Source organism: Pandoraea sp. PE-S2R-1 (assembly GCF_002179865.1).
Classification (GTDB): domain Bacteria; phylum Pseudomonadota; class Gammaproteobacteria; order Burkholderiales; family Burkholderiaceae; genus Pandoraea.
Genome location: NZ_NGUR01000010.1, coordinates 76,357 through 97,412 on the forward strand (window position 1 = coordinate 76,357; position 21,056 = coordinate 97,412).

General features: G+C 61.7%; 16 protein-coding genes. 4 read left to right on the plus strand and 12 right to left on the minus strand.

Going from position 1 to position 21,056, the window contains the following annotated elements; all coding sequences use genetic code 11:
• Positions 1 to 41: 41 nt before the first annotated feature.
• Positions 42 to 2,729 carry a pyruvate dehydrogenase (acetyl-transferring), homodimeric type gene (gene aceE, locus CDV44_RS10915; RefSeq protein ID WP_058379240.1) on the minus strand — a complete coding sequence of 896 codons (2,688 nt, stop codon included), beginning with the start codon at positions 2,727 to 2,729 and terminating at the stop codon, positions 42 to 44.
• 342 nt (positions 2,730 to 3,071) lie between these two features.
• Here aceE and CDV44_RS10920 point away from each other — a divergent pair, with 342 nt between their 5' ends.
• From CDV44_RS10920 to CDV44_RS10935, 4 genes are all read left to right on the plus strand, one after another.
• Positions 3,072 to 5,555 (plus strand): PAS domain S-box protein, encoded by a 2,484-nt coding sequence (locus CDV44_RS10920; RefSeq protein ID WP_058379241.1) that lies wholly within the window; start codon positions 3,072 to 3,074, stop codon positions 5,553 to 5,555.
• A complete protein-coding gene (locus CDV44_RS10925) occupies positions 5,552 to 6,178 on the plus strand; it encodes a response regulator transcription factor (protein WP_058379242.1) in 627 nt (208 codons plus the stop codon). Before CDV44_RS10920 ends, CDV44_RS10925 begins: the two co-directional genes overlap by 4 nt.
• Positions 6,179 to 6,430: 252 nt before the next feature.
• Entirely contained in the window at positions 6,431 to 7,285 is an 855-nt protein-coding gene (folD, locus tag CDV44_RS10930) for a bifunctional methylenetetrahydrofolate dehydrogenase/methenyltetrahydrofolate cyclohydrolase FolD (protein ID WP_087688097.1), read from the plus strand.
• A gap of 418 nt (positions 7,286 to 7,703) precedes the next feature.
• Positions 7,704 to 9,782 carry a M3 family metallopeptidase gene (locus CDV44_RS10935; RefSeq protein WP_087688098.1) on the plus strand — a complete coding sequence of 693 codons (2,079 nt, stop codon included), beginning with the start codon at positions 7,704 to 7,706 and terminating at the stop codon, positions 9,780 to 9,782.
• A 147-nt stretch (positions 9,783 to 9,929) separates the two neighbouring features.
• On the opposite strand, the gene CDV44_RS10940 is transcribed toward CDV44_RS10935, so the two are convergent.
• The 11 genes from CDV44_RS10940 to bamB form a co-directional block, all read right to left on the minus strand.
• The gene (locus tag CDV44_RS10940; protein WP_087688099.1) at positions 9,930 to 10,568 is read right to left on the minus strand and encodes a DUF4189 domain-containing protein; all 639 of its coding nucleotides are present in this window, start codon (positions 10,566 to 10,568) and stop codon (positions 9,930 to 9,932) included.
• A 297-nt stretch (positions 10,569 to 10,865) separates the two neighbouring features.
• On the minus strand, positions 10,866 to 11,402 hold the full coding sequence (locus CDV44_RS10945) for a phosphoribosyltransferase (RefSeq protein ID WP_087688100.1): 537 nt from the start codon (positions 11,400 to 11,402) through the stop codon (positions 10,866 to 10,868).
• Positions 11,403 to 11,429: 27 nt separating this feature from the next.
• Positions 11,430 to 12,770 (minus strand): adenylosuccinate synthase, encoded by a 1,341-nt coding sequence (locus CDV44_RS10950; protein ID WP_087688101.1) that lies wholly within the window; start codon positions 12,768 to 12,770, stop codon positions 11,430 to 11,432.
• Positions 12,771 to 12,843: 73 nt separating this feature from the next.
• On the minus strand, positions 12,844 to 14,004 hold the full coding sequence (locus CDV44_RS10955) for an ATP phosphoribosyltransferase regulatory subunit (protein ID WP_087688102.1): 1,161 nt from the start codon (positions 14,002 to 14,004) through the stop codon (positions 12,844 to 12,846).
• A 39-nt stretch (positions 14,005 to 14,043) separates the two neighbouring features.
• Positions 14,044 to 14,235 carry a DUF2065 domain-containing protein gene (locus tag CDV44_RS10960; RefSeq protein ID WP_058379249.1) on the minus strand — a complete coding sequence of 64 codons (192 nt, stop codon included), beginning with the start codon at positions 14,233 to 14,235 and terminating at the stop codon, positions 14,044 to 14,046.
• A 72-nt stretch (positions 14,236 to 14,307) separates the two neighbouring features.
• Positions 14,308 to 15,207: a protease modulator HflC gene (gene hflC / locus CDV44_RS10965; protein ID WP_058379250.1), complete on the minus strand. Its 900-nt coding sequence runs from the start codon at positions 15,205 to 15,207 to the stop codon at positions 14,308 to 14,310.
• Between the two features lie 12 nt (positions 15,208 to 15,219).
• Positions 15,220 to 16,575, minus strand: coding sequence for an FtsH protease activity modulator HflK (hflK, locus tag CDV44_RS10970; protein WP_087688103.1), 1,356 nt, complete (start codon positions 16,573 to 16,575; stop codon positions 15,220 to 15,222).
• A gap of 219 nt (positions 16,576 to 16,794) precedes the next feature.
• Positions 16,795 to 17,961, minus strand: a complete 1,167-nt coding sequence (gene hflX / locus CDV44_RS10975; RefSeq protein ID WP_249277560.1) for a GTPase HflX — start codon at positions 17,959 to 17,961, stop codon at positions 16,795 to 16,797.
• A 102-nt stretch (positions 17,962 to 18,063) separates the two neighbouring features.
• Positions 18,064 to 18,300 carry an RNA chaperone Hfq gene (gene hfq / locus CDV44_RS10980; protein WP_010807283.1) on the minus strand — a complete coding sequence of 79 codons (237 nt, stop codon included), beginning with the start codon at positions 18,298 to 18,300 and terminating at the stop codon, positions 18,064 to 18,066.
• Positions 18,301 to 18,425: 125 nt separating this feature from the next.
• The gene (der, locus tag CDV44_RS10985; protein WP_058379252.1) at positions 18,426 to 19,763 is read right to left on the minus strand and encodes a ribosome biogenesis GTPase Der; all 1,338 of its coding nucleotides are present in this window, start codon (positions 19,761 to 19,763) and stop codon (positions 18,426 to 18,428) included.
• Between the two features lie 78 nt (positions 19,764 to 19,841).
• Positions 19,842 to 21,029, minus strand: a complete 1,188-nt coding sequence (gene bamB / locus CDV44_RS10990; RefSeq protein ID WP_249277561.1) for an outer membrane protein assembly factor BamB — start codon at positions 21,027 to 21,029, stop codon at positions 19,842 to 19,844.
• Positions 21,030 to 21,056: the final 27 nt, after the last annotated feature.

Consider the following 21,056-nt stretch of genomic DNA (forward strand, 5'->3'; position numbering starts at 1 on the left):
GGGGGGCGGCTGGCGGACACTTCTGCCGCGCGAAGCGGCCTTTAGACGGTCATCGGGTTGGGTTTATTCGGATCCAGGTTGTACTTGGCGATCGCTTCGGCAACCTTGCTTGCCGGCAGCGTGCCTTCGTCGGCCAGCGCCTTGAGCGCAGCGACCGTCACCCAGTTACGATCCACCTCGAAGAAGTGACGCAGCTTCTCACGCGTATCCGAGCGGCCATAGCCGTCGGTACCGAGCACCACGTAACGACCGCGCACGAACGGACGAATCTGATCCGCATACGTACGGATGTAGTCGGTCGATGCGATGACCGGACCACGCGTATCGTTCAGGCACTTCTCGACGTGCGACAGGCGCGGCGTCTCGGTCGGGTGCAGAAGATTGTAGCGTGCCACGTCATTGCCTTCGCGCGACAGCTCGGTGAAGCTCGGGCAGCTCCACAGATCCGATTCGACGCCCCAGTCGTTCTTGAGCATCTCGGCCGCAGCAATCACTTCGTTGAAGATCGTGCCCGAACCCAGCAGTTGCACGCGCGGTGCCTTGCTGTTGTCCACGCCGCGGCGGAACGCATACATCCCCTTCAGGATGTCTTGCTCCACGCCTTCCGGCATGGCCGGGTGTGCGTAGTTCTCGTTCATCACGGTCAGGTAGTAGTACACGTCTTCCTGATCCTGCACCATGCGGCGCAGACCGTCCTGAACGATCACGGCGAGTTCGAAGGCGAACGTCGGATCGTACGGCAGGCAGTTCGGGATCGACGACGCCCACAGCAGCGAGTGACCGTCTTCGTGTTGCAGACCTTCACCGTTGAGCGTGGTGCGACCAGCGGTACCGCCGATCAGGAAACCACGGGCGCGCATGTCGCCAGCGGCCCAGGCCAGATCGCCGATGCGCTGGAAGCCGAACATCGAGTAAAAGATGTAGAACGGGATCATCGTCTCGCCGTGCGTCGAGTACGACGTCGCAGCAGCGATCCAGTCGCACATGCCGCCGGCTTCGTTGATGCCTTCCTGAAGGATCTGACCGCTCTCCGACTCGCGGTAGAACATCAGTTGATCCTGATCCTGCGGGATGTAGCGCTGGCCGACCTGGCTCCAGATACCGATCTGGCGGAACAGGCCTTCCATACCGAACGTACGCGACTCATCCGGCACGATCGGCACAATACGCTGACCCAGCGCCTTGTCCTTGAGCAGCACGTTGAGAATACGCACGAACGCCATCGTCGTCGAAATCTCGCGGCCTTCGGCAGTCGCCTTGAGCAGTGCGTCGAAGGCGGTCAGGGCCGGTACCGGCAGCGAAGCGGCCTTGGTGCGGCGCTGCGGCAGGTAGCCACCGAGTTCCATGCGGCGTGCGCGCATGTACTCAAGCTCCTTCGAACCTTCTTCGAACTTGACGTACGGCACGTCGGCAATTTCGTCGTCGGTGAGCGGCAGCTTGAACTGGTCGCGGAATTTCTTGAGCGACTCCACCGGCATTTTCTTCTGCTGGTGGGTGATGTTCATGGCCTGACCGGCTTCGCCCATGCCATAGCCCTTGATGGTCTTGGCCAGGATGACGGTCGGTTGACCCTTGTGCTGCGTTGCCGACTGGTAAGCCGCGTAGATCTTGTGCGGATCGTGACCGCCGCGATTCAGCGCCCAGATGTCTTCGTCGGAATAGTCGGCCACCATGGCCTTCAGCTCAGGCGTGTTGAAGAAGTTCTCGCGCACATAGGCGCCGTCCTTCGACTTGTACGTCTGATACTCGCCGTCCACGCATTCCATCATGCGCTTCATCAGCAGGCCCTTGCGATCGCGGGCGAGCAGCGAATCCCAGCGGCTGCCCCAGATAACCTTGATGACGTTCCAGCCGGCACCACGGAACTCCGATTCGAGTTCCTGGATGATCTTGCCGTTACCGCGCACCGGACCGTCCAGGCGCTGCAAGTTGCAGTTGATCACGAACACGAGGTTGTCGAGACGCTCGCGCCCGGCCATGCCGATCGCGCCCAGCGATTCCGGCTCGTCCGTTTCGCCATCGCCCAGGAAGGCCCAGACCTTGCGGCCTTCGGTCTTCACGATGTTGCGCGACTCGATGTACTTCATGAAGCGAGCCTGATAGATCGCCATGATCGGGCCCAGGCCCATCGACACCGTCGGGAATTGCCAGAAATCGGGCATCAGCCACGGGTGCGGGTACGACGACAGACCGCCGCCGTCGACTTCCTGACGGAAGTTCTCGAGCTGGCTCATCTCCAGACGGCCGAGCAGGTACGCGCGGCTGTAGACGCCCGGCGACGAGTGACCTTGCACGAACACCAGATCACCGCCGTGCTTGTCCGACGGGGCGTGCCAGAAATGGTTGAAACCGACGTCATACAGCGTCGCGGCCGAGGCGAACGAGGCGATGTGGCCGCCGACGTTCGTGTCCTTGCCGGCACGCAGCACCATCGCGATCGCATTCCAGCGGGTGTACGAGCGGATCTTGTGCTCGATTTCCTGGTCGCCCGGGATACGGGCTTGCTGGTCGACGGGGATGGTGTTGATGTAGGGGGTGTTCGCCGAGAACGGGAGATGTTCGCCGTTGATACGGGCGAATTCAATCAACTTCTCAAGCAGGTAGTGGGCACGGTCCGGGCCCTCCGCAGCCAGCACGCCTTCGAGCGAGGCCAGCCATTCTTGCGTTTCTTGGGGATCGGCGTCCGCAGGGGACACGATCTTGAGGGCTTCTTCAGGTACGGCGGACATGGTGTCTCCTTGTCTGTCGTTAGCGGGTTGGCGTAATGGTCGATACCCGCTTCATGGACGGGCCCACCGGCATTTTTACCGGGGCATTGTACGAAGGATATTCCTGCCTTCGCAAGCGAAATTTCAGATTACGATAGTAAATTTCATAGTGCGAAATTCTGTTGCAGTGCACATAAAATCAAGGGCTTGGAGATGCCATCTCAACACGCTTTGTTGGCGTACCGATCGGTCTCAGTGGCGTTTTGAGCGGGCGTCTTACCGAAAACCTCGGACGCTTCCGAAAAGCAGCGCTTGCAAGGGCAAAGGCGCAGGAAACCGGCCGGCCTGCGCTACAATCTCGGCATGCTTTCGCCACGCCTCGCCAACTCCGCCCCACCGTCCCGGACCGCCACCACGCCCGCCCGCTCAAACCGCTGGCTGCAAGGGTTCGCGGAGTCGCACTACTACTTGCTGGTGCCGCTCGTCTCCATTGTGATCTTCCTCGTGGTGATGAGTCTGATCCTGTGGAGCCTGAACCGTCGTGAGACCGAACAGCAACAGGACACCCTCTATCGCAACGTGGCATGGGCGCAGCAGCAGATTCGCCTGAATATGCTGGCCATTCAGGACCAGATCAGTTCCCTCGCGCGTGATACCGCCGCCAAGCCTCAGGACATTGCGCACTTCCAGAACACGGCCAGCGAGCTGATGCAGAATCATGCAGACATTGTCTTCATGAACTGGCTCGATGCCGGGCAACGCCCGAAGTGGGCCGTGCCCGCCGACTCGCCATTCGCCTCGCGCTTGCAGGGCACCGCACAACACCCGATGGAGGATGAGTTGCTGGTGGCGTTTCGCGCCGCACGAGACTCCCGGCGCTCGGCCTACTCCACGTTGATCTACGACGCCTCGGGGGCGAGTTACATCGTCGTACAGGTACCCGTGCTTCGAGAGCGTGAATTTCTCGGCACGATCAGTGCGGTCTATTCGGTGGAAGGCCTGCTGATTCACGAGTTGCCGCAAGAGCTTGGCGACAAGTTCAAGGTGTCGTTCATCGACACGCACAACAACGAACTCGCAACCACATCGACGCGCCCGCCGTTGCCGCGCGACGTCTCCTATGAATTGCTGCTCGATCCGCCCGGCCATAGCCTCGCGGTGCGAATCTACTCGTATCCGGCAGTCGGCAACTTCGTCAACAACACACTGGTCTGGCTGATTGCCGGGTTGTCGTGCTTCGTGCTGTGGAGTCTCTGGAGTCTGTGGCGGCACACACGCCAGCGCTTCGAAGCCCAGCAGGCGCTGTTCAACGAAACGTCGTTCCGGCGCGCGATGGAAAACTCCATCGTGATCGGCATGCGCGTACTCGATCTGCAAGGCCACATCACTTATGTGAATCCGGCGTTTTGCCGCATGACGGGCTGGGATGAGCCCGACCTCATGAACCGGGCGCCGCCTTACCCGTACTGGCCGAAAGACGACATTCACGAGATGCAGCGGCGCATCGACATGACGCTGCGCGGCAAGGCGCCCTCTCACGGGTTTGAAATTCGCGTGCAGCGCAAGGACGGCACGATCTTCTACGCGCGCATGTTCGTCTCCCCGCTCGTCGACGCGCACGGCCGGCAGACCGGCTGGATGTCGTCACTCACCGACATCAGCGAACCCAAGCGCGCGCGTGAAGAACTCGCCGCTGCGCATGAACGCTTCACGACCGTGCTGGAAAGCCTCGACGCGTCGGTGTCCGTGCTTGCGGTCGACAAGGCCGAGTTGCTGTTTGCCAACCGCTATTACCGCCAGTTGTTCGGCACGCGCCCGGAAGGTCACCTCGAACTCTCGGGCGGCGGCGAGTTGTCGCCCACCTCGCTCGATCACATCGACATGGTCGATGCTTTCGCCGGATTGCCGGCGGCATCGCTGACCGATACGGCAGCGGAGACGCAGGAAATCTATCTGCCCACGCATCAGAAATGGTTCGAAGTGCGTCGCCAGTACATTCAATGGGTGGACGGCCATCTGGCGCAGTTGCAGGTCGCCACGGACATTACTGCGCGCCGCCACGCAGAAGAATTGGCACGCCAGGAGGAGGAACGGTTACAGTTCACTGGCCGTCTGACGACCATGGGCGAAATGGCCTCGTCGCTCGCACACGAACTGAACCAGCCGCTTGCGGCGATCAACAACTACTGCATGGGCACGGCCGCCCTGGTACGCGCGGGTCGCACGTCGCCGGAAACGCTGTTGCCGGCACTGGAAAAGACGTCACAGCAAGCGGTTCGGGCAGGCATGATCATCAAGCGCATTCGCGCTTTCGTGAAACGTAGCGAGCCGAAGCGTCAACCGTCATCAATCTATGAGATCGTGGCGGATGCCGTGGGCCTCGCCGAGATCGAAGCGCGCAAGCGCCGGGTGCGCATCGTGACCGAGCTGCCGGCAGGACTGCCACAGATTTACGTCGATCCGGTGTTGATCGAACAGGTGCTGGTGAACCTGTTGAAGAATGCGGCAGAAGCGATGCACGGCTATACGCCGCCGCCCGGCCAGCGGCGCGACCTGACGGTGCGTCTGCACGTTGAGCGACGCGACAAGTCGATTGAATTTCAGGTGTCCGACCACGGCCCAGGCGTGGACGAAGCCACCATCGAACGGTTGTTTGAACCGTTCTTCAGTACTAAATCGGACGGCATGGGCATGGGCCTGAACATCTGCCGCTCGATCATCGAATCGCATCACGGCCGTCTGTGGGTAGAAAACAATGAAGTCGACGGCGTGCGGAATGGTTGTACTTTTTGTATTCTGTTACCGTTAGAAGGCGATACGACATCCGGATCCGGGGGAGGACTATGACGACACCAAACACCAATATCGATCAAGAAACTGTCTTTGTTGTCGATGACGACGAGGCAGTGCGCGATTCGCTGCGCTGGCTACTTGAAGCCAATGGCTACCACGTGCGCGGCTTTGAAAGCGCCGAACAGTTTCTTTCGCACTACGACCGACGTCAGGTAGGCTGCCTGATTCTCGACGTGCGGATGGCCGGCATGAGCGGCCTGGAGCTTCAGGAACAGTTGATCGCGCAGAAGATCAACATCCCGACGATCTTCGTGACGGGCCACGGTGATGTGCCGATGGCCGTCAACACGATGAAGAAAGGCGCGATGGACTTCATCGAAAAGCCTTTCGACGAAGCGGAACTGCGGGCGCTGGTGGAGCGCATGCTCTCGAAAGCCCGCCAGGACGCCAGCAGCCAACGCGAGCAACAACAGGCCGAGGAACTGCTCTCGCGCCTCACCGGCCGCGAACAACAGGTACTGGAACGGATCATTGCCGGCCGCCTGAACAAGCAGATTGCCGACGATCTGGGCATCAGCATCAAGACGGTCGAGGCTCACCGGGCCAACATCATGGAGAAGCTGAACGTCAACACGGTCGCGGACCTGCTGCGTCTCGCCCTGTCCAAACGCTCGTGAGTCTCGCCTGACAAGGGCTTTCTGAGCACAACGCTGCCCCGCCGCCCACCCGGCGGGCAGTCAGCGGCAACGATACCCACCTTGCATTCCCCCAAGGGCCGGCATACCACCGGCTCGCGCAAGGTGCCCCCTCCCGTCACCATCAGCGCGCCGCTATAATACGGTCTTTGCCGTCTGCCACCTGCCTTGGCCGACGCTGCCGTATCCGGCCTCTCAGGCCAGCCCCCTTCCTTCACACGATACCCACGCACCATGACCGCCACCCTCATCGACGGCAACGCCCTCGCCAAACGCATTCGCGCGGAAGTTGCCACGCGCGCCGCCGCCCTCACCGCCCGTGGCCATCAGCCCGGCCTCGCCGTCGTTCTGGTCGGCGAAGATCCGGCCAGCCAGGTCTACGTGCGCAACAAGGTCAAGGCCTGCGAAGACAACGGCCTCCACTCGTCGCTCGACCGCTACCCGGCCGACCTGACCGAGACGGCGCTGCTCGCCCGTATCGATGAGCTCAACCGCGATCCGAAGATCAACGGCATTCTGGTGCAACTGCCGCTGCCGAAGCACATCGACAGCCACAAGGTGCTCGAAGCCATTGCACCGGAAAAGGACGTGGACGGCTTCCACGTCTCGAACGCCGGCGCCTTGATGACGGGTGCGCCGCTGTTCCGTCCGTGCACGCCTTATGGCTGCATGAAGATGCTGGAGTCGGTCGACTTCCCGCTGCGCGGCGCGGTGGCTGTCGTGATCGGTGCATCGAACATCGTCGGTAAGCCGATGGCCATGATGCTGCTGCAAGCGGGCGCCACCGTCACGATCTGCAACAGCAAGACGAAAGATCTGGCCGCGCACACCCGCAACGCCGACGTGATCGTTGCCGCCGTCGGCAAACGCAACATCGTCACTGCCGATATGGTCAAGCCGGGCGCCGCAGTGATCGACGTCGGCATGAACCGCGACGACGCCGGCAAGCTGTGTGGTGACGTCGACTTCAACGGCGTCAAGGACGTGGCAGGCTTCATTACGCCGGTGCCCGGTGGCGTCGGCCCGATGACCATCACGATGCTGCTGGTCAATACGATCGAAGCCGCTGAGCGCTCGCTGGACGCCTGAGCGTCTGGCTGCCCCGATTGACGGGCTTGTGAAGGAACGTGGCCGACGGCCAGACGGGTCTCGCCGCGTTCCTCCCGAGCACACCACAACAGGGTGCACCACCCCGGCGTAACTTTCGCACCGCGCGTGCATCGCGACTCTCGCGCTTCCCCGCTTCCCCGCTTCCCCGCTTTACGCTTGCTTAACTCCTGCCCTACGCCCGCCCGCTCCCGCTCCACTCCTCCTCTGCAACCGCCTCATGCCTGCTTTCCCGCCGCATTAAGGCCGTTTGCAGATGCACCGACGCCTCCCCGTCCACCTCGGCCTGACACCGCCCTTCATGGCAATCCCCAATCAATCCAGTTGAAAAAAACGACTGGAAAAATCGCAGGGATGCCCCCACACTCTTCGTAAGCCCCTTCAAGTGGACATCGATCGCATGAATACGCCGCAAACCAATCCCCTGCTTGATACCGAAGGACTCCCCCGCTTCGCCGATATTCGCCCCGAGCACGTGACGCCCGCCGTCGACGTTCTGCTCGAGCAGGCGCGTGCCGCGGTGGACCGGGCGGCGGATCCGTCAACACCGGCGACATGGGCCAACATCCTCGACGCCGTGGAGGACGGCACGGAGGGCCTTGGCCGCGCCTGGGAAATTGTCGGACACCTGAACGCCGTGGCCGATACGCCCGAACTGCGCGCGGCCTATAGCGACAACCTGCCGCGCGTCACCGAGTTTTCCGCCAGCGTTGGCCAGAACCTCGCCTTGTTCGACAAGTACAAGGCCATCGCCGCGGGCCCCGAATTTGCCGGTCTCACGACCGCTCGCAAGAAGATTCTCGATAACGAAATGCGTGGCTTCCGCCTGGGCGGTGCCGAGCTTCCCGAAGACCAGAAGCCGCGTTTTGCCGAGATTCAGGAAGAGCAAGCTCACCTTGGCAAGGCCTTTTCCGACCACGTGCTCGACGCGACGAACAAGTTCTCGCTGGTGATCACCGATGAGCAGGAAATCGCCGGCGTGCCTGAAGACGACAAGGCCGCCGCACGCGCCGCCGCCGAGCGCGACGAAGTTGAAGGCTGGAAATTCACCCTGCATTTCCCCTCCTATTTCCCGGTGCTGCAATACGCCGACAACCGCGCCTTGCGCGAAAAGCTCTACCGCGCCAACGTGACACGCGCCTCGGAGCTTGGCCCTCAATACGGCGAGGGCGAGGCCGAGTGGGACAACACCAAGATCGTGGTGGAGCAACTCGCCTTGCGCCGCGAAGAGGCTCAGATGCTCGGCTTCAAGAATTACGCCGAAGTATCGCTTGAGCCGAAAATGGCCGAGTCCCCGGCCCAAGTGCTCGAATTCCTCGAAGATCTGGCCAAGCGCGCCCGTCCGTACGCCGAGAAGGATTGGGCGGAGTTGCAGGACTTTGCTGCGAAGTCGCTCGGCATCGACAAGCTCGAACCGTGGGACACGGCTTACGCTTCCGAAAAACTGCGCCAACAACGTTATGCCTTCTCGGAAACGGAAGTTCGCCAGTATTTCCCGCTGCCGAAGGTGCTGGATGGCCTCTTCCGCGTGGCCGGCACCTTGTTTGGCGTGACGATTCGCCCGCAAGACGCCGAGACGTGGCACCCGGATGTGCGCTTCTTCCGTATCGAGCGCGACGGCGAGTTGGTGGCCCAGTTCTACATGGATCTGTTTGCTCGGGAAGGCAAACGCGGCGGCGCATGGATGGACAGCGCCCGCACGCGCAAGCGCTTGCATGACGGCGCGCTGCAAACACCGGTCGCCTATCTCGTCTGCAACTTCCCGGCGCCCGTGGGCGACAAGCCCGCGCTCTTGCCGCACGACGACGTCATCACGCTGTTCCATGAGTTCGGTCATGGACTGCATCACATGCTCACGCAAGTGGAAGACGCAGGCGTTGCCGGCATCAACGGCGTGGAGTGGGATGCCGTCGAGTTGCCGTCGCAATTCATGGAAAACTTCTGCTGGGAATGGGACGTGCTCGAGCACATGACCGCCCACGTCGACACTGGCGCACCACTGCCGCGCACGCTGTTCGACAAGATGATCGCCGCCCGTAACTTCCAGAGCGGTCTGATGATGCTGCGTCAGGTGGTGTTCTCGGACTTCGACATGCACCTGCACTATGACTTCGACCCGCGTGGCCCGGAGTCGGTGCTCGACGTCTCGCGTCGTATCAACGACCGCCTGCACGTGACGCCGCAAGCCGAGATTTCGCGCTGGCCGAATACGTTCAGCCACATCTTTGCCGGTGGGTATGCCGCGGGCTACTACAGCTACAAGTGGGCGGAAGTCCTCTCGGCGGATGTGTACGCAGCGTTCGAAGAAGCGGCAAAGGTCAGCGGCACGGTGCTCGACACCGCGACGGGGACGCGCTATCGCGACGAGATTCTCGCCGTCGGTGGCAGCCGCGAAGCGATGGAATCGTTCATCGCGTTCCGTGGCCGCGCGCCGCAAGTCGATGCACTACTGCGACACAGCGGCATGTCGGCAAGCTGAGCAAGCTTGTATTGGATTGACCCGATCGATGTCGGATCGGTAGTGAAGTACGGGCCGAGAGGCCGAGGGGCGGATCCTGAATCACTCAGGATCCGCCCCGTTTCATTTGGTCATTCGGGCGAGCGTCGCTGACGCGCACGGGCGCTTTCAACTATCGTCATCGCAGCCGTTCGGACGCCACACGTAGCTGTTGGTCTCCCGATCGAGACACCGTGCCGCCTGAAACCGCACGGTGCAGCCGTTCTCGTACGTCCGCACGCACTCGCCGTTGTTACAGCGTGTTTGCATGCGCACCACCTGCCCTGTTGGAATCCGGCACTGTGGCTGGGGTGCCTGAGCCGCTTGCGGCGCAGGCGGGCGTTTGCCGGGACGTTGCCCGCTGTCATACCAGACCTGCGCGTTGTCGATCGCGCAATCGCCACCGCGCTGGCAGACCACGAACGCATCTTGCACCGCAGCCGCCTTTTCGTCGCCGAGCGCCACACCAATCTCGCCGTTGCTCGCGTGAACGACTGACCAGTAAGCCGGCCCATTGCCCGCCATGATGATCTCGCAACGTCCGCCGCCCCGCCGCCCTGGGGCAAGCTGACTACGACACTTGTCAAGGGCGACGAGCTTGGCCTTCGCCATAGACGTCTGGTTGCCCACGAAGACGTAGCGCAGCGTCCCTCCCGAGCGAATTCCAGCGACGGCAGCCGCAGCGAAGCTCTGCGTGCTGGCGAGCGCCATCACACCGCCAAATATCGCGAGACTGATCAGAGAAAGGGTGCGAAGCCACATCGTCATGACGGTGCCGCGGGTGCCGCTCGCGCGGTGTCTGCGTTGAATGAATCGATACCGCCATCAGACCATAGTCATGAGGCATACGATGCGGCGAGAAGAAGGGAGTTTTGTCGCCGTTTTTGCGGCTTCCGAGCCCGCTCGCACTGCGGCCGAAGTTGCTCCGGCATACCTTTTCAGGACATTTATCCGCGCCTCACAAAGCAAAACAGGCGGTGCACCTTTCGGTGCCACCGCCTGCATCGCGAGGCATCCGCCTCGCCGGAAACACCTGTCGGCGCCTCCGCTCACACGTTCAAACGCTCAGGTACCGCGCTTGATCCACGCCGACAGATTGTGCGGGCGCAGCGTGTCGTACTCTTCGAACGGCTGGTGAATCCAGGGGTTCGTCGCCAGATAATCGACGGCGTAGTCCGGTGCCACCTTCGAGCAAGCCTTGTGCCACAGCACGGCCGAGCGTACGTCGGTCACCTTCGGGAAACGCTCCTTCAGGTGGCTGCCCACGCGCTCGAGCGTCACGCCCGAATCGACCAGATCGTCGACCAGCAGCACACGGCCTTCCAGCTCGCCGCGCGTGATGGTGATGTACTGGGCAATGTCGAGGTCGCCGCGAACGGTGCCTTCGGCCTCACGATACGAGCTCGTCGCCAGAATCGCGAGGGGCACGTCGTAGATGCGTGCGAGCTGGTCGCCCACACGCAAGCCACCACGGGCCAGACACAGGATCTTGTCGAATTTCCAGTTGGACTCATAGACCTTGAGCGCCAGGCGCTCGATCAGTCGATGGTATTCATCCCACGAAACCCAGAGGTTCTTATCGTCGTTTTGGGGCAGATTCATGGTGTGCCGTTCCAATCCTACGGGGTCTCAGTTCTTGAACGGGTGACGCAGGAGAATGGTCTCCTCGCGATCCGGACCGGTCGACACCATATCGATCGGAATACCGCTCACTTCTTCGATGCGCTTCAGGTAGTTCTGCGCTTCCACCGGCAATTGATCCCACGACTTCACGCCGAACGTGCTTTGCGACCAGCCCGGGAAATCTTCGTAGATCGGCTCGCAACGGGCCACATCCACGGCGCCACGCGGCAGGGTGTCAACCGTCTTGCCGTCAATCTTGTAACCCACGCACAGGCGCACGGTTTCGAGGTTATCGAGCACGTCGAGCTTCGTCATGCACAGACCGGTCACACCGTTGATCTGAATCGAACGCTTGAGCGCAGCGGCATCCATCCAGCCCGTGCGGCGCGGACGGCCGGTCACCGAACCGAATTCCTTGCCCACCGTCGCCAGTTGCAGGCCGATGGCTTCCTGACGCGCGGGATTGTCCGCATCGTACAGTTCACTCGGGAACGGGCCTGCGCCAACGCGCGTGCAATAAGCCTTGGTGATGCCGAGAACGTAATGCAGTTGCTGCGGACCGACACCAGCACCCGCCGACGCGGCACCGGCCACGCAGTTGCTGCTGGTCACGTACGGGTACGTGCCGTGGTCGATGTCGAGCAGCGTGCCTTGGGCACCTTCGAAAAGCAGCTTCTGGCCTTCGCGGTTGGCCGAGTAGAGCAATTGCGAAACGTCGGCGATCATCGGACGCAGACGTTCGGCGTAGCTCAGCATCGTATCCAGGGTTTCCTGGAAGTCGACGGCCTTCGCGCCCAGATACTGGGTCAGCACGAAGTTGTGATAATCGAGGTTTTCGCGCAGACGGGCGGCGAACGTTTCCGGATCGAAGAGATCCTGCACGCGCAGCGCGCGGCGGCCAACCTTGTCTTCGTACGCCGGGCCAATGCCGCGACCGGTCGTGCCGATCTTGCTGGCGCCACGGCGCGCTTCGCGTGCCTGGTCGATGGCGATGTGGTACGGGAGGATCAGGGTACAGGCTTCGGAGATGCGCAGACGGCCGCAGACATTCAGGCCAGCGCCTTCGAGTTCGCCGATTTCCTTGAACAGGGCTTCCGGCGAGAGCACCACACCGTTGCCGATGTAGCAGGTGACGCCTTCATGCATGATGCCCGACGGGATCAGGCGCAGAATCGTCTTCTTGCCGCCAATGATGAGCGTATGTCCGGCGTTATGGCCACCCTGGAAACGCACCACGCCTTGCGCGTGATCGGTCAGCCAATCGACGACCTTACCCTTTCCTTCGTCGCCCCACTGGGTTCCGATAACGACGACATTGCGTCCCTGATTCAAAGCATTGCCGGACATAACAATAGTTGGTTTGGTTAAAAACGTATTCTACCCGTGTTGGGGTACGCTAGTGCCGCTTTTTTCAGCGGATTCACCGGGGTGTCACAACCCACTGGCCATCTTTCTCAACGAGAACGCGGTCTCCCGTGAACTCCTCGAAGTCTTGATCGTGGCCCGGCAGCATGCGGATAACCACCTCACCGGCGTCGCGCAGGCTCTCGATCTTGGCACGCAGTCCCGGCACATCGTCCGCAGGCGCCAAAATCGCATTACTACGCGCTTCTACCGGCGAAATTGCCGCCAACTCACGCAAATCCAACGAAAAACCGGTTGCCGGACGGTCGCGTCCGAATGCCTGACCAACCTTGTCGTAACGGCCGCCGCGAGCAATCGCGTTCGGGATGCCGTCGACGTACGCCGCGAACATCACGCCGCTGTGATACTGGTAGCCGCGCAGATCGGCCAGATCGATCGACAACTCGGCCTGTCCGTCCTTGCTCTGCGACGCCGCCAGATAGTCCAGATCGTCCAGGGCCGCCTTCACGCCGGGCAGGTCAGGCAAGACCTTACGCGCACGCGCCAGCGTCTCGGCGGGCTCGCCGTACAGCGTGGTGAGCGCCAACAGTGCGTCGCGCACATGGGCCGGCAAATCCTGCGTCAGCGCCTGAAGCTGGGGGACATCCTTCGTCGCCAGCGCGCCGAACAACTCGCTTTCCCGCGCCTCGGCCACCGGCACGCTGTCGATCAGCGCCTCGAGCACACCCGCGTGGCAAAGGTCGATACGAATTTGCTTGAGACCTGCCAGACGCAGACAGAACAGCAGCAACTCCTGAATCTCGAGATCGGCTTCCAGCCCGCCATGACCGAAGATTTCCGCACCAATCTGGAATGGCTCACGCGTGGCGAGCAAGTTGCGCGGGCGCGTGAATAGCACGCTGCCGGCATAGCACAGGCGCGTCACGCCCTTGCGGTTGAGCAAGTGGGCATCGATACGGGCAATCTGCGGCGTGATGTCGGCGCGAAGCCCCATCGTGCGGCCGGAGAGCTGGTCGACCAGCTTGAACGTGCGCAGATCGAGGTCGTGACCGGTGCCGGTCAGCAGCGATTCGACGTACTCGAGCATCGGCGGCATGACGAGTTCATAGCCGTAGGTGCGGAAACGATCGAGCATGAGCCGGCGCAGATCTTCGATCTTGCGCGCCTCGGACGGCAGCACGTCGGCGATATTTTCAGGGAGTAGCCAGTTCGGCATGGGTATTTCGGTATTCAGACGGCGCGCAAAGCGCACCTTTTAGTGATCGGCCAGCAGCATCAGAATCAGCCCCAGCGACACGGCGGCCAGACCGAAGAATCGGATCTGGCCGGACGGCATTTCCGTTATTTTACGAAAACTTTGCCGCCACCGGTCCGGGGCGACGAACGGAAACAATCCCTCGACAATCAGCATGAGGGCCAAAGCGAGAATGAGGGTGCTGCTGGTCACGGGGGGACTCGGCCAAAATGCCACCGCCCGCGGTTGACGCGGGCGGTGGCGGCTACTCGGGTGTCAAGGGGGCTATTTTCCCGCTTTTCCGGCTGTCGCGCCAGCACCGCCCGAACTCCGCATGAAACGGAAGAAGTCGCTGTTCGGATCGGCAATGATCACGTCCTTCTTGTCACGGAAGGTCGCCTTGTACGCTTCGAGGCTCTGGTAGAACTGAGCAAACTGCGGGTCACGGCCAAACGCCTGCGCGTAGATGTTGGCGGCGGCGGCATCGCCCTCACCCTTCACCTGCTGCGCCTTGGCGTAGGCTTCGGCCACGACGACGTCACGCTGACGGTCGGCATCGGCACGAATCTGCTCGGCTTCTGCGGCACCGGTCGAACGCAACTCGTTCGCCACACGCTTACGCTCGGCAGCCATCCGGCTATAGACCGAATCGCTGATGCCGGCAGCCAGATCCACACGACGCATACGCACGTCGACGATCTCGATACCCACTTGCGCAGCATCCTCGCCAACCTTCTGCTTGACCCACTGCATCACCTGCTCACGCTGCGACGACACGACTTCAGTCACCGTGCGCTTGGTAAAGGCTTCCTGCAAGGCCGAGCGAATTTGCTGCGTCAGACGATCCTGCGCCAGACGGTTGTCGCCCTTGAAGCTCACATAGAACTTGCGCGGATCGACAATGCGCCACTTCACGTACGAGTCGACGATCAGGTTCTTCTTCTCGGCCGTGATGAAGCGTTCCGGCTCCGGGTTGTCGATGGTCATGATGCGCTTGTCCAGATACAGCACGGTCTGGAGCGGCGGCGGCAACTTGAACTTCAGGCCCGGCTGGCCATAGACATCCTTGATTTCGCCGAGCGAAAACACGACGGCATAACGACGCTGATCCACCACGAACATGGTCGAGGCAAGCACGATCAGCAAGACGATCAGCGCGACAATAATGGTTCCAATACGGTTCATGCGCTTATCCCCTTAGCGTGAATCGCGGTCGCGGTTGCGCAGTGCCGCGCGCGATCGATCATGGTCGATATCCGTGGCATCGTCGGCAGCCGCCGAGCCCGTCGCAGCGTTCGTGCCCGCACCGGAGGCCGGTGCCGGGGTCGACGCGTCGCTGCGTGTGCGATCCATGATCTTGTCCAACGGCAAATACAACAGGCTGTTGTTCTTCGAGTCCACCATGATCTTCGTGGTGCGCGAGTAGATCTGCTGCATCGTATCGAGATACATGCGCTCGCGAATCACGCCAGGTGCCTTGGCATAGGCTTCCTGCACCGACTTGAAGCGATCGGCATCACCCTGCGCCTGCGACACGACGCGCGCCTTGTAACCGGCCGCCTCTTCGGTCAGACGCGACGCCGTACCCTTGGCACGCGGAATCACATCGTTGGCATACGCCTGCGCTTCGTTCTTGGAGCGCTCCAGATCCTGGCCGGCCTTCACGGCATCGTCGAACGCGGCTTGCACCTGCTCCGGCGGCTGCACGCTTTGCATCGTCACGCTCGTGACGAGAATGCCCGTCTTGTACGTGTCGAGAATGCGCTGAATCGACGTGACCAGTTCGTTGGCGATTTCTTCGCGGCCGGAATACAGCACGAAGTCCATCTTGTTCTTGCCCACGATTTCGCGCACGGCGGTTTGCGCGGCAAGATTCACCGACGATTCGGCGTCCACGTTATTGAACAGGAACTCGGTCGCATCCTTGATCCGGTACTGCACGGCGAAGCGCACGTCGATGATGTTCTCATCGCCGGTGAGCATCGACGAATCCTTCAGTGCGGTATCGCGAACGGTGCTCGAACGGCCAACTTCGACCGATCGGATCTGCGACATGTTCACGATCTCGACCGCTTGGATCGGATACGGCAGGCGCCACTGAATACCCGAGGTCGTCGTGTATTTGTACTTGCCGAATTGCGTGACGACGCCGACCTGCCCTTCCTGCACGATGAACACGCCGGTGGCGAGCCAGATCAGGAAAGCGATGGCGACGACAATGCCGACACCGATACCCGAGCCGCGCGAGCCGCCCGTGTAGTTGTTGGAACCGCCACCATTACCGCCTCCGCCGCCCTTGCGGCCGAAGATACGGTTCAGACGGCGATTGAAGTCGCGCCAAAGTTCGTCGAGATCCGGCGGACCATCCTGCTGCGGGCCTTGCGGTCCACGCGGGGGTTCTTTCTGATCTTGAGGATTAGGCGTGTTTGAACGGTCGGGCCGATTCGGCTCCTGATTGCCGGACGGCGTATCGCCGCCGCCGTCCCGCCCCCAGCGCGGGTCGTTCAGGGAGAAAGTCAAGCCAACTCGTCGCATCAAAGCTCTTGGAAGCATAGGTAGAAGCGTGGTGACTGAAGCGGTCTTGGCGTTGCGACCGGCGCGCCGCGTTTCGGAGCGCGCGTGTTGCCGGTTGCGCGTGGTTCCCGAATCTGGTGTGCCGATCGGCGGCCTTGCCCGGCCTCCGTCTAGTCTCTTGCCAGTTCGTCACCCGTTTCAGGCGGTGCTGCCAGTGTTCCCCGCGGCAGCCGCACCATCACGGTGTGACGTCTCGTGTTATCTGTCTTCTGCGCGCGGCACATCGTCCCAACGGTCGATGAGCCGGACATCGGGCGCTTCGTGCTGCGATTGTAACCCAGCAGTGCCGGCCACAACCGCCTCGGTAATGGCCTCACGCAGCAGGTCGAGGCCCTGACCGGTACGCGCGCTCAAAAACACGCGCGTGATGCGTCCGCTCTCGTCCCGCTCGATTCTCGGCCCTTGTGCGGCCAGTTCCGGCACCGCGTCGATCTTGTTCCAAACGAGAATCTGCGGGATGTTCGCTGCATCGATCTCCGCCAGCACGGCGTTGACCTCGGCCATCTGCTCCTTGCGCACCTGACTCGAGGCATCCACCACATGCAGCAGCATGTCGGCGTGTACCGTCTCCTCAAGCGTCGCCCGGAATGCCGCCACCAACTGGTGAGGCAACTCGCGGATGAATCCGACAGTATCCGATAGCACGATGTTCCCGACTTCTCCCAGATAAACGCGACGCGACGTCGTGTCGAGCGTCGCGAAAAGCTGGTCAGCCGCGTAGGCATTGGCCTTGGTCATCGCGTTGAACAGCGTCGATTTACCCGCATTCGTATAGCCGACGAGCGAAATCGACATCGTGCCGCTGCGCTGGCGCGCCCGGCGTTGCGTATCGTGTTGACGCTTGAGCCGCTCAAGCCGGATGCCCAGCGCCTTCACGCGCTCGCCGAGCAGACGGCGGTCGGTCTCGAGCTGCGTCTCGCCAGGGCCGCGCAGGCCGATACCGCCCTTCTGACGTTCCAGGTGAGTCCAGGCGCGCACGAGGCGCGTGGACAGGTACTGCAACTGCGCGAGCTCGACCTGCAGCTTGCCTTCGTGACTCTTCGCGCGTTGGGCGAAGATATCGAGAATCAGGCTGGTGCGGTCGACGACGCGCGTTTGCAGAAGATGTTCGAGGTTACGCTGCTGACCCGGTGTCAGGGCGTGATTGAAAATGACCAGATCGACGTCATGCTCTTCGATCGCAGCGCGCAATTCTTCGGCTTTACCGCTACCGATAAACAGCTTCGCATCTGGGCTATGGCGACGACCGGTAATGCTGACGACAGGCTTGGCGCCTGCGGATTTCGTCAGAAGGTCAAGTTCCTGGAGACTGGCTTCGAAATCGAGCTTGCCGAAATCGATGCCGACGAGGGCGGCGTTTGTGATCAAACTACGCAGGGGATGGGTTTCGTGGCTGTTGGACAAGAGCGGGATGGCGGGAAGAGAAATTCGCCCGGCCGGAGTGACTCCCGGTCGGGCGAGCCTGAATCAGGACTGCTCGGCTTCCGGATGGAAATTCACCGGACGCGCAGGCACGACCGTCGAAATGGCGTGCTTATAAACCATTTGGGTGACCGTGTTACGCAGCAGGACGACATACTGGTCAAACGACTCGATGTTTCCCTGCAGCTTGATACCGTTGACCAGATAGATCGAGACGGGAACATGCTCCTTACGCAAGGCGTTCAGAAACGGGTCTTGTAGAAGTTGCCCTTTGTTGCTCATAAGTTACTCCATTGTATTTTTAGCAAATGACCGTAGCCAGGGCGTGTGCGCGCTTCCCACCCTGACTCCCACACTATAGCCGATTTTGCTAGCGTCGCCAGCAAAACCCCGCCCCGGACGGGCTTTCACTCGCCCTTGGCGTAAGGGTTCGCGCTGTTCCGGAACTCTATGCGTAATGGAGTCCCCTTCAACTTAAAAGTTTCGCGGAAACGGTTCTCTAAGTAACGGCGATAGCTGTCGGTCACCCCATCGAGATTGTTCCCGTGGATGATGATGATCGGCGGATTCGAGCCCCCCTGGTGCGCATAACGCAGCTTGGGACGCGAGAAGCCGGAGCGACGCGGTTGCTGGTGCTCCACGGCCTCTTCCAAGGCACGCGTGAGCTTCGGCGTAGGCAGCTTGCTCATGGCCGCTGCGTACGCTTCGTCCACCGAGCGCATCAGTGCGCCGATACCGGTCGCACGCACCGCTGAAATGAAGTGGAAGCTGGCGAAGCCCAGGAATTTGAGCTTGCGCTCCAATTCCTGCTTGGTTTGGTCACGCGTGTACTCGTCCAAACCGTCCCACTTGTTCACGCCTACCACCAGTGCACGGCCCGATTCGACGATGAAGCCGGCGATGTGCGCGTCCTGATCGGAGATGTCCTGACGGGCATCCAGCATCAGAATCACCACGTTGGCGTCGGCAATCGATTGAAGTGTTTTCACAACCGAAAACTTCTCGACGGCCTCGAACACCTTGCCGCGGCGGCGCAAACCAGCCGTGTCGATCAGCGTGTAATTCTTGCCCTGCCGCTCGAATTCGATGTGAATCGAATCGCGCGTGGTCCCCGGCATGTCGAACGCGATCACGCGCTCTTCGCCGAGCAGCGTGTTCACGAGCGTCGACTTACCGACGTTCGGACGGCCGACGATGGCGATTCGCACGCGGCCATCGCCCTTCTCTTCCGTCTCGTTCTCGTCCTGATTGGCGTAGAACGGTGCCAGTGCCTCGTCGATGACTTCGCGAACGCCGTCGCCGTGGGCCGCCGAAATCGCCAGCGGATCGCCCAGACCGAGTTCGTAGAAATCGTTGGCGACCGTCGTGTACTTCATGCCCTCGGCCTTGTTGACCACGAGCATGATCTTGCGACCGGTCTTGCGCAGATACTCGGCAATGATCTGGTCTTGCGGTGTCAGGCCCTGACGGCCGTCGACGATGTAGATCACCACATCGGCTTCGACCACGGCCTGGCGCGTCTGCTTGGCCATCTCGTGGTAAATGCCGTCTTTGGCGACCGGTTCGAAACCGCCGGTATCGATGACCAGATACGGATGCTCGCCAACACGCCCCTCGCCATAGTGACGGTCGCGCGTGAGCCCGGGCATATCGGCGACGAGAGCGTCGCGCGAGCGGGTCAAACGGTTGAATAGCGTCGATTTGCCGACGTTGGGGCGCCCTACGAGCGCGATCACGGGTTTCATGAATAAGCCCTAAAAACGAATACGGCCGGCGCGCTGCCGGCCGTTCCCGGAAAATGCCCGGGTGCTGCCGATAACCGGTTAATTCGGTCGGAAGCCGTAGATGTTGCCGTCGCGCGTTTGCACAACCAGCGTCTGACCGGCAATGACCGGTTGTACGCTGATCGCACCGCTCAACTTCACGCGGGCGAGGATATCGCCGTTGTCACGCGACAGGAAATGCAGATAGCCCTGCTTGTCGCCTACCACCACCACACGGCCGAGGGCCAGCGGTGCCGACAGATCACGGTACTTGAGTTTGTCGTTCTGCCACAGTGTACTGCCATCGGCAGCGTTGAACGCGTACACGGCACCGTCGGTATTGACCGCTGCCACCACACGTTCGTCTTGCGTCACGCCGTTCGGCGACGAGAAGTCACGCGCCCACAGGCCGTTACCCGTCTGCACGTCCGCACAGCCGACACGGCCCTGGAAGGTCGCACCGCACACCTGACGGCCGAACACGACCGGCGAGCCGGTCACGTCGTTCACACGCTCGACTTCGGTCACGCCCTTCGGATACGACAGCGGCGTCACCCACAGCGGGTTGCCGGTGTTCGCATCGAGCGCCACCATCTTGCCACCCGGGAAACCCGTCACGACTGCGCGGTCACCCAGGAAGATCATGCCCGTGCCGGTGCGCAACGTCAGCGTCGTCGACGGTTGCGAGTACGACCAGCGTACCGACCCCGTGCCCGAATCGAACGCCGTCACACGGTTGTTGATCGCTCGCACGACCACCAGACCACGCCCCACCAGCGGCGCGGTCAGCACTTCGCTGCCCGCATTCGCCTTCCACGACTGCTTGCCATCGTGATCGAACGCGATCACGTCGCCCTTCTGCGTGGCGACAACCGTCGTCTCGCCGTCGCTGCCCGGGCCGGCCGTGATGCTGCTGTCAGCCTTGGCGGCCCAGTTCGACGCGCCGGTATCGGCGTCCAAACGCACGATGCTGCCATTGGCCCCCGCAGCAAACACTGCGTTACCTACCGCCACCGGTGCAAAGCTGTAGTCGCCCGCCTTACCCACGCTTGCCGTCCAGATCTGCTTGACGGTCAATGCCTGCTTGATCTCCGTCAGCGGCGTCGGCTCATGCGGCGGCTTGCTGCTGAAGATGCCACAACCACCCAGCGTGCCGAGCACCGCGAGCGTCAGCACCGCGCTGCCTGCGCGCTGGGAAAGACCACGGCGCGAGCCACGGCGCGCCGCGTCGGACTGCGTGTTCGACATCGATCGACGGAAGTCGTTAAGGATCAT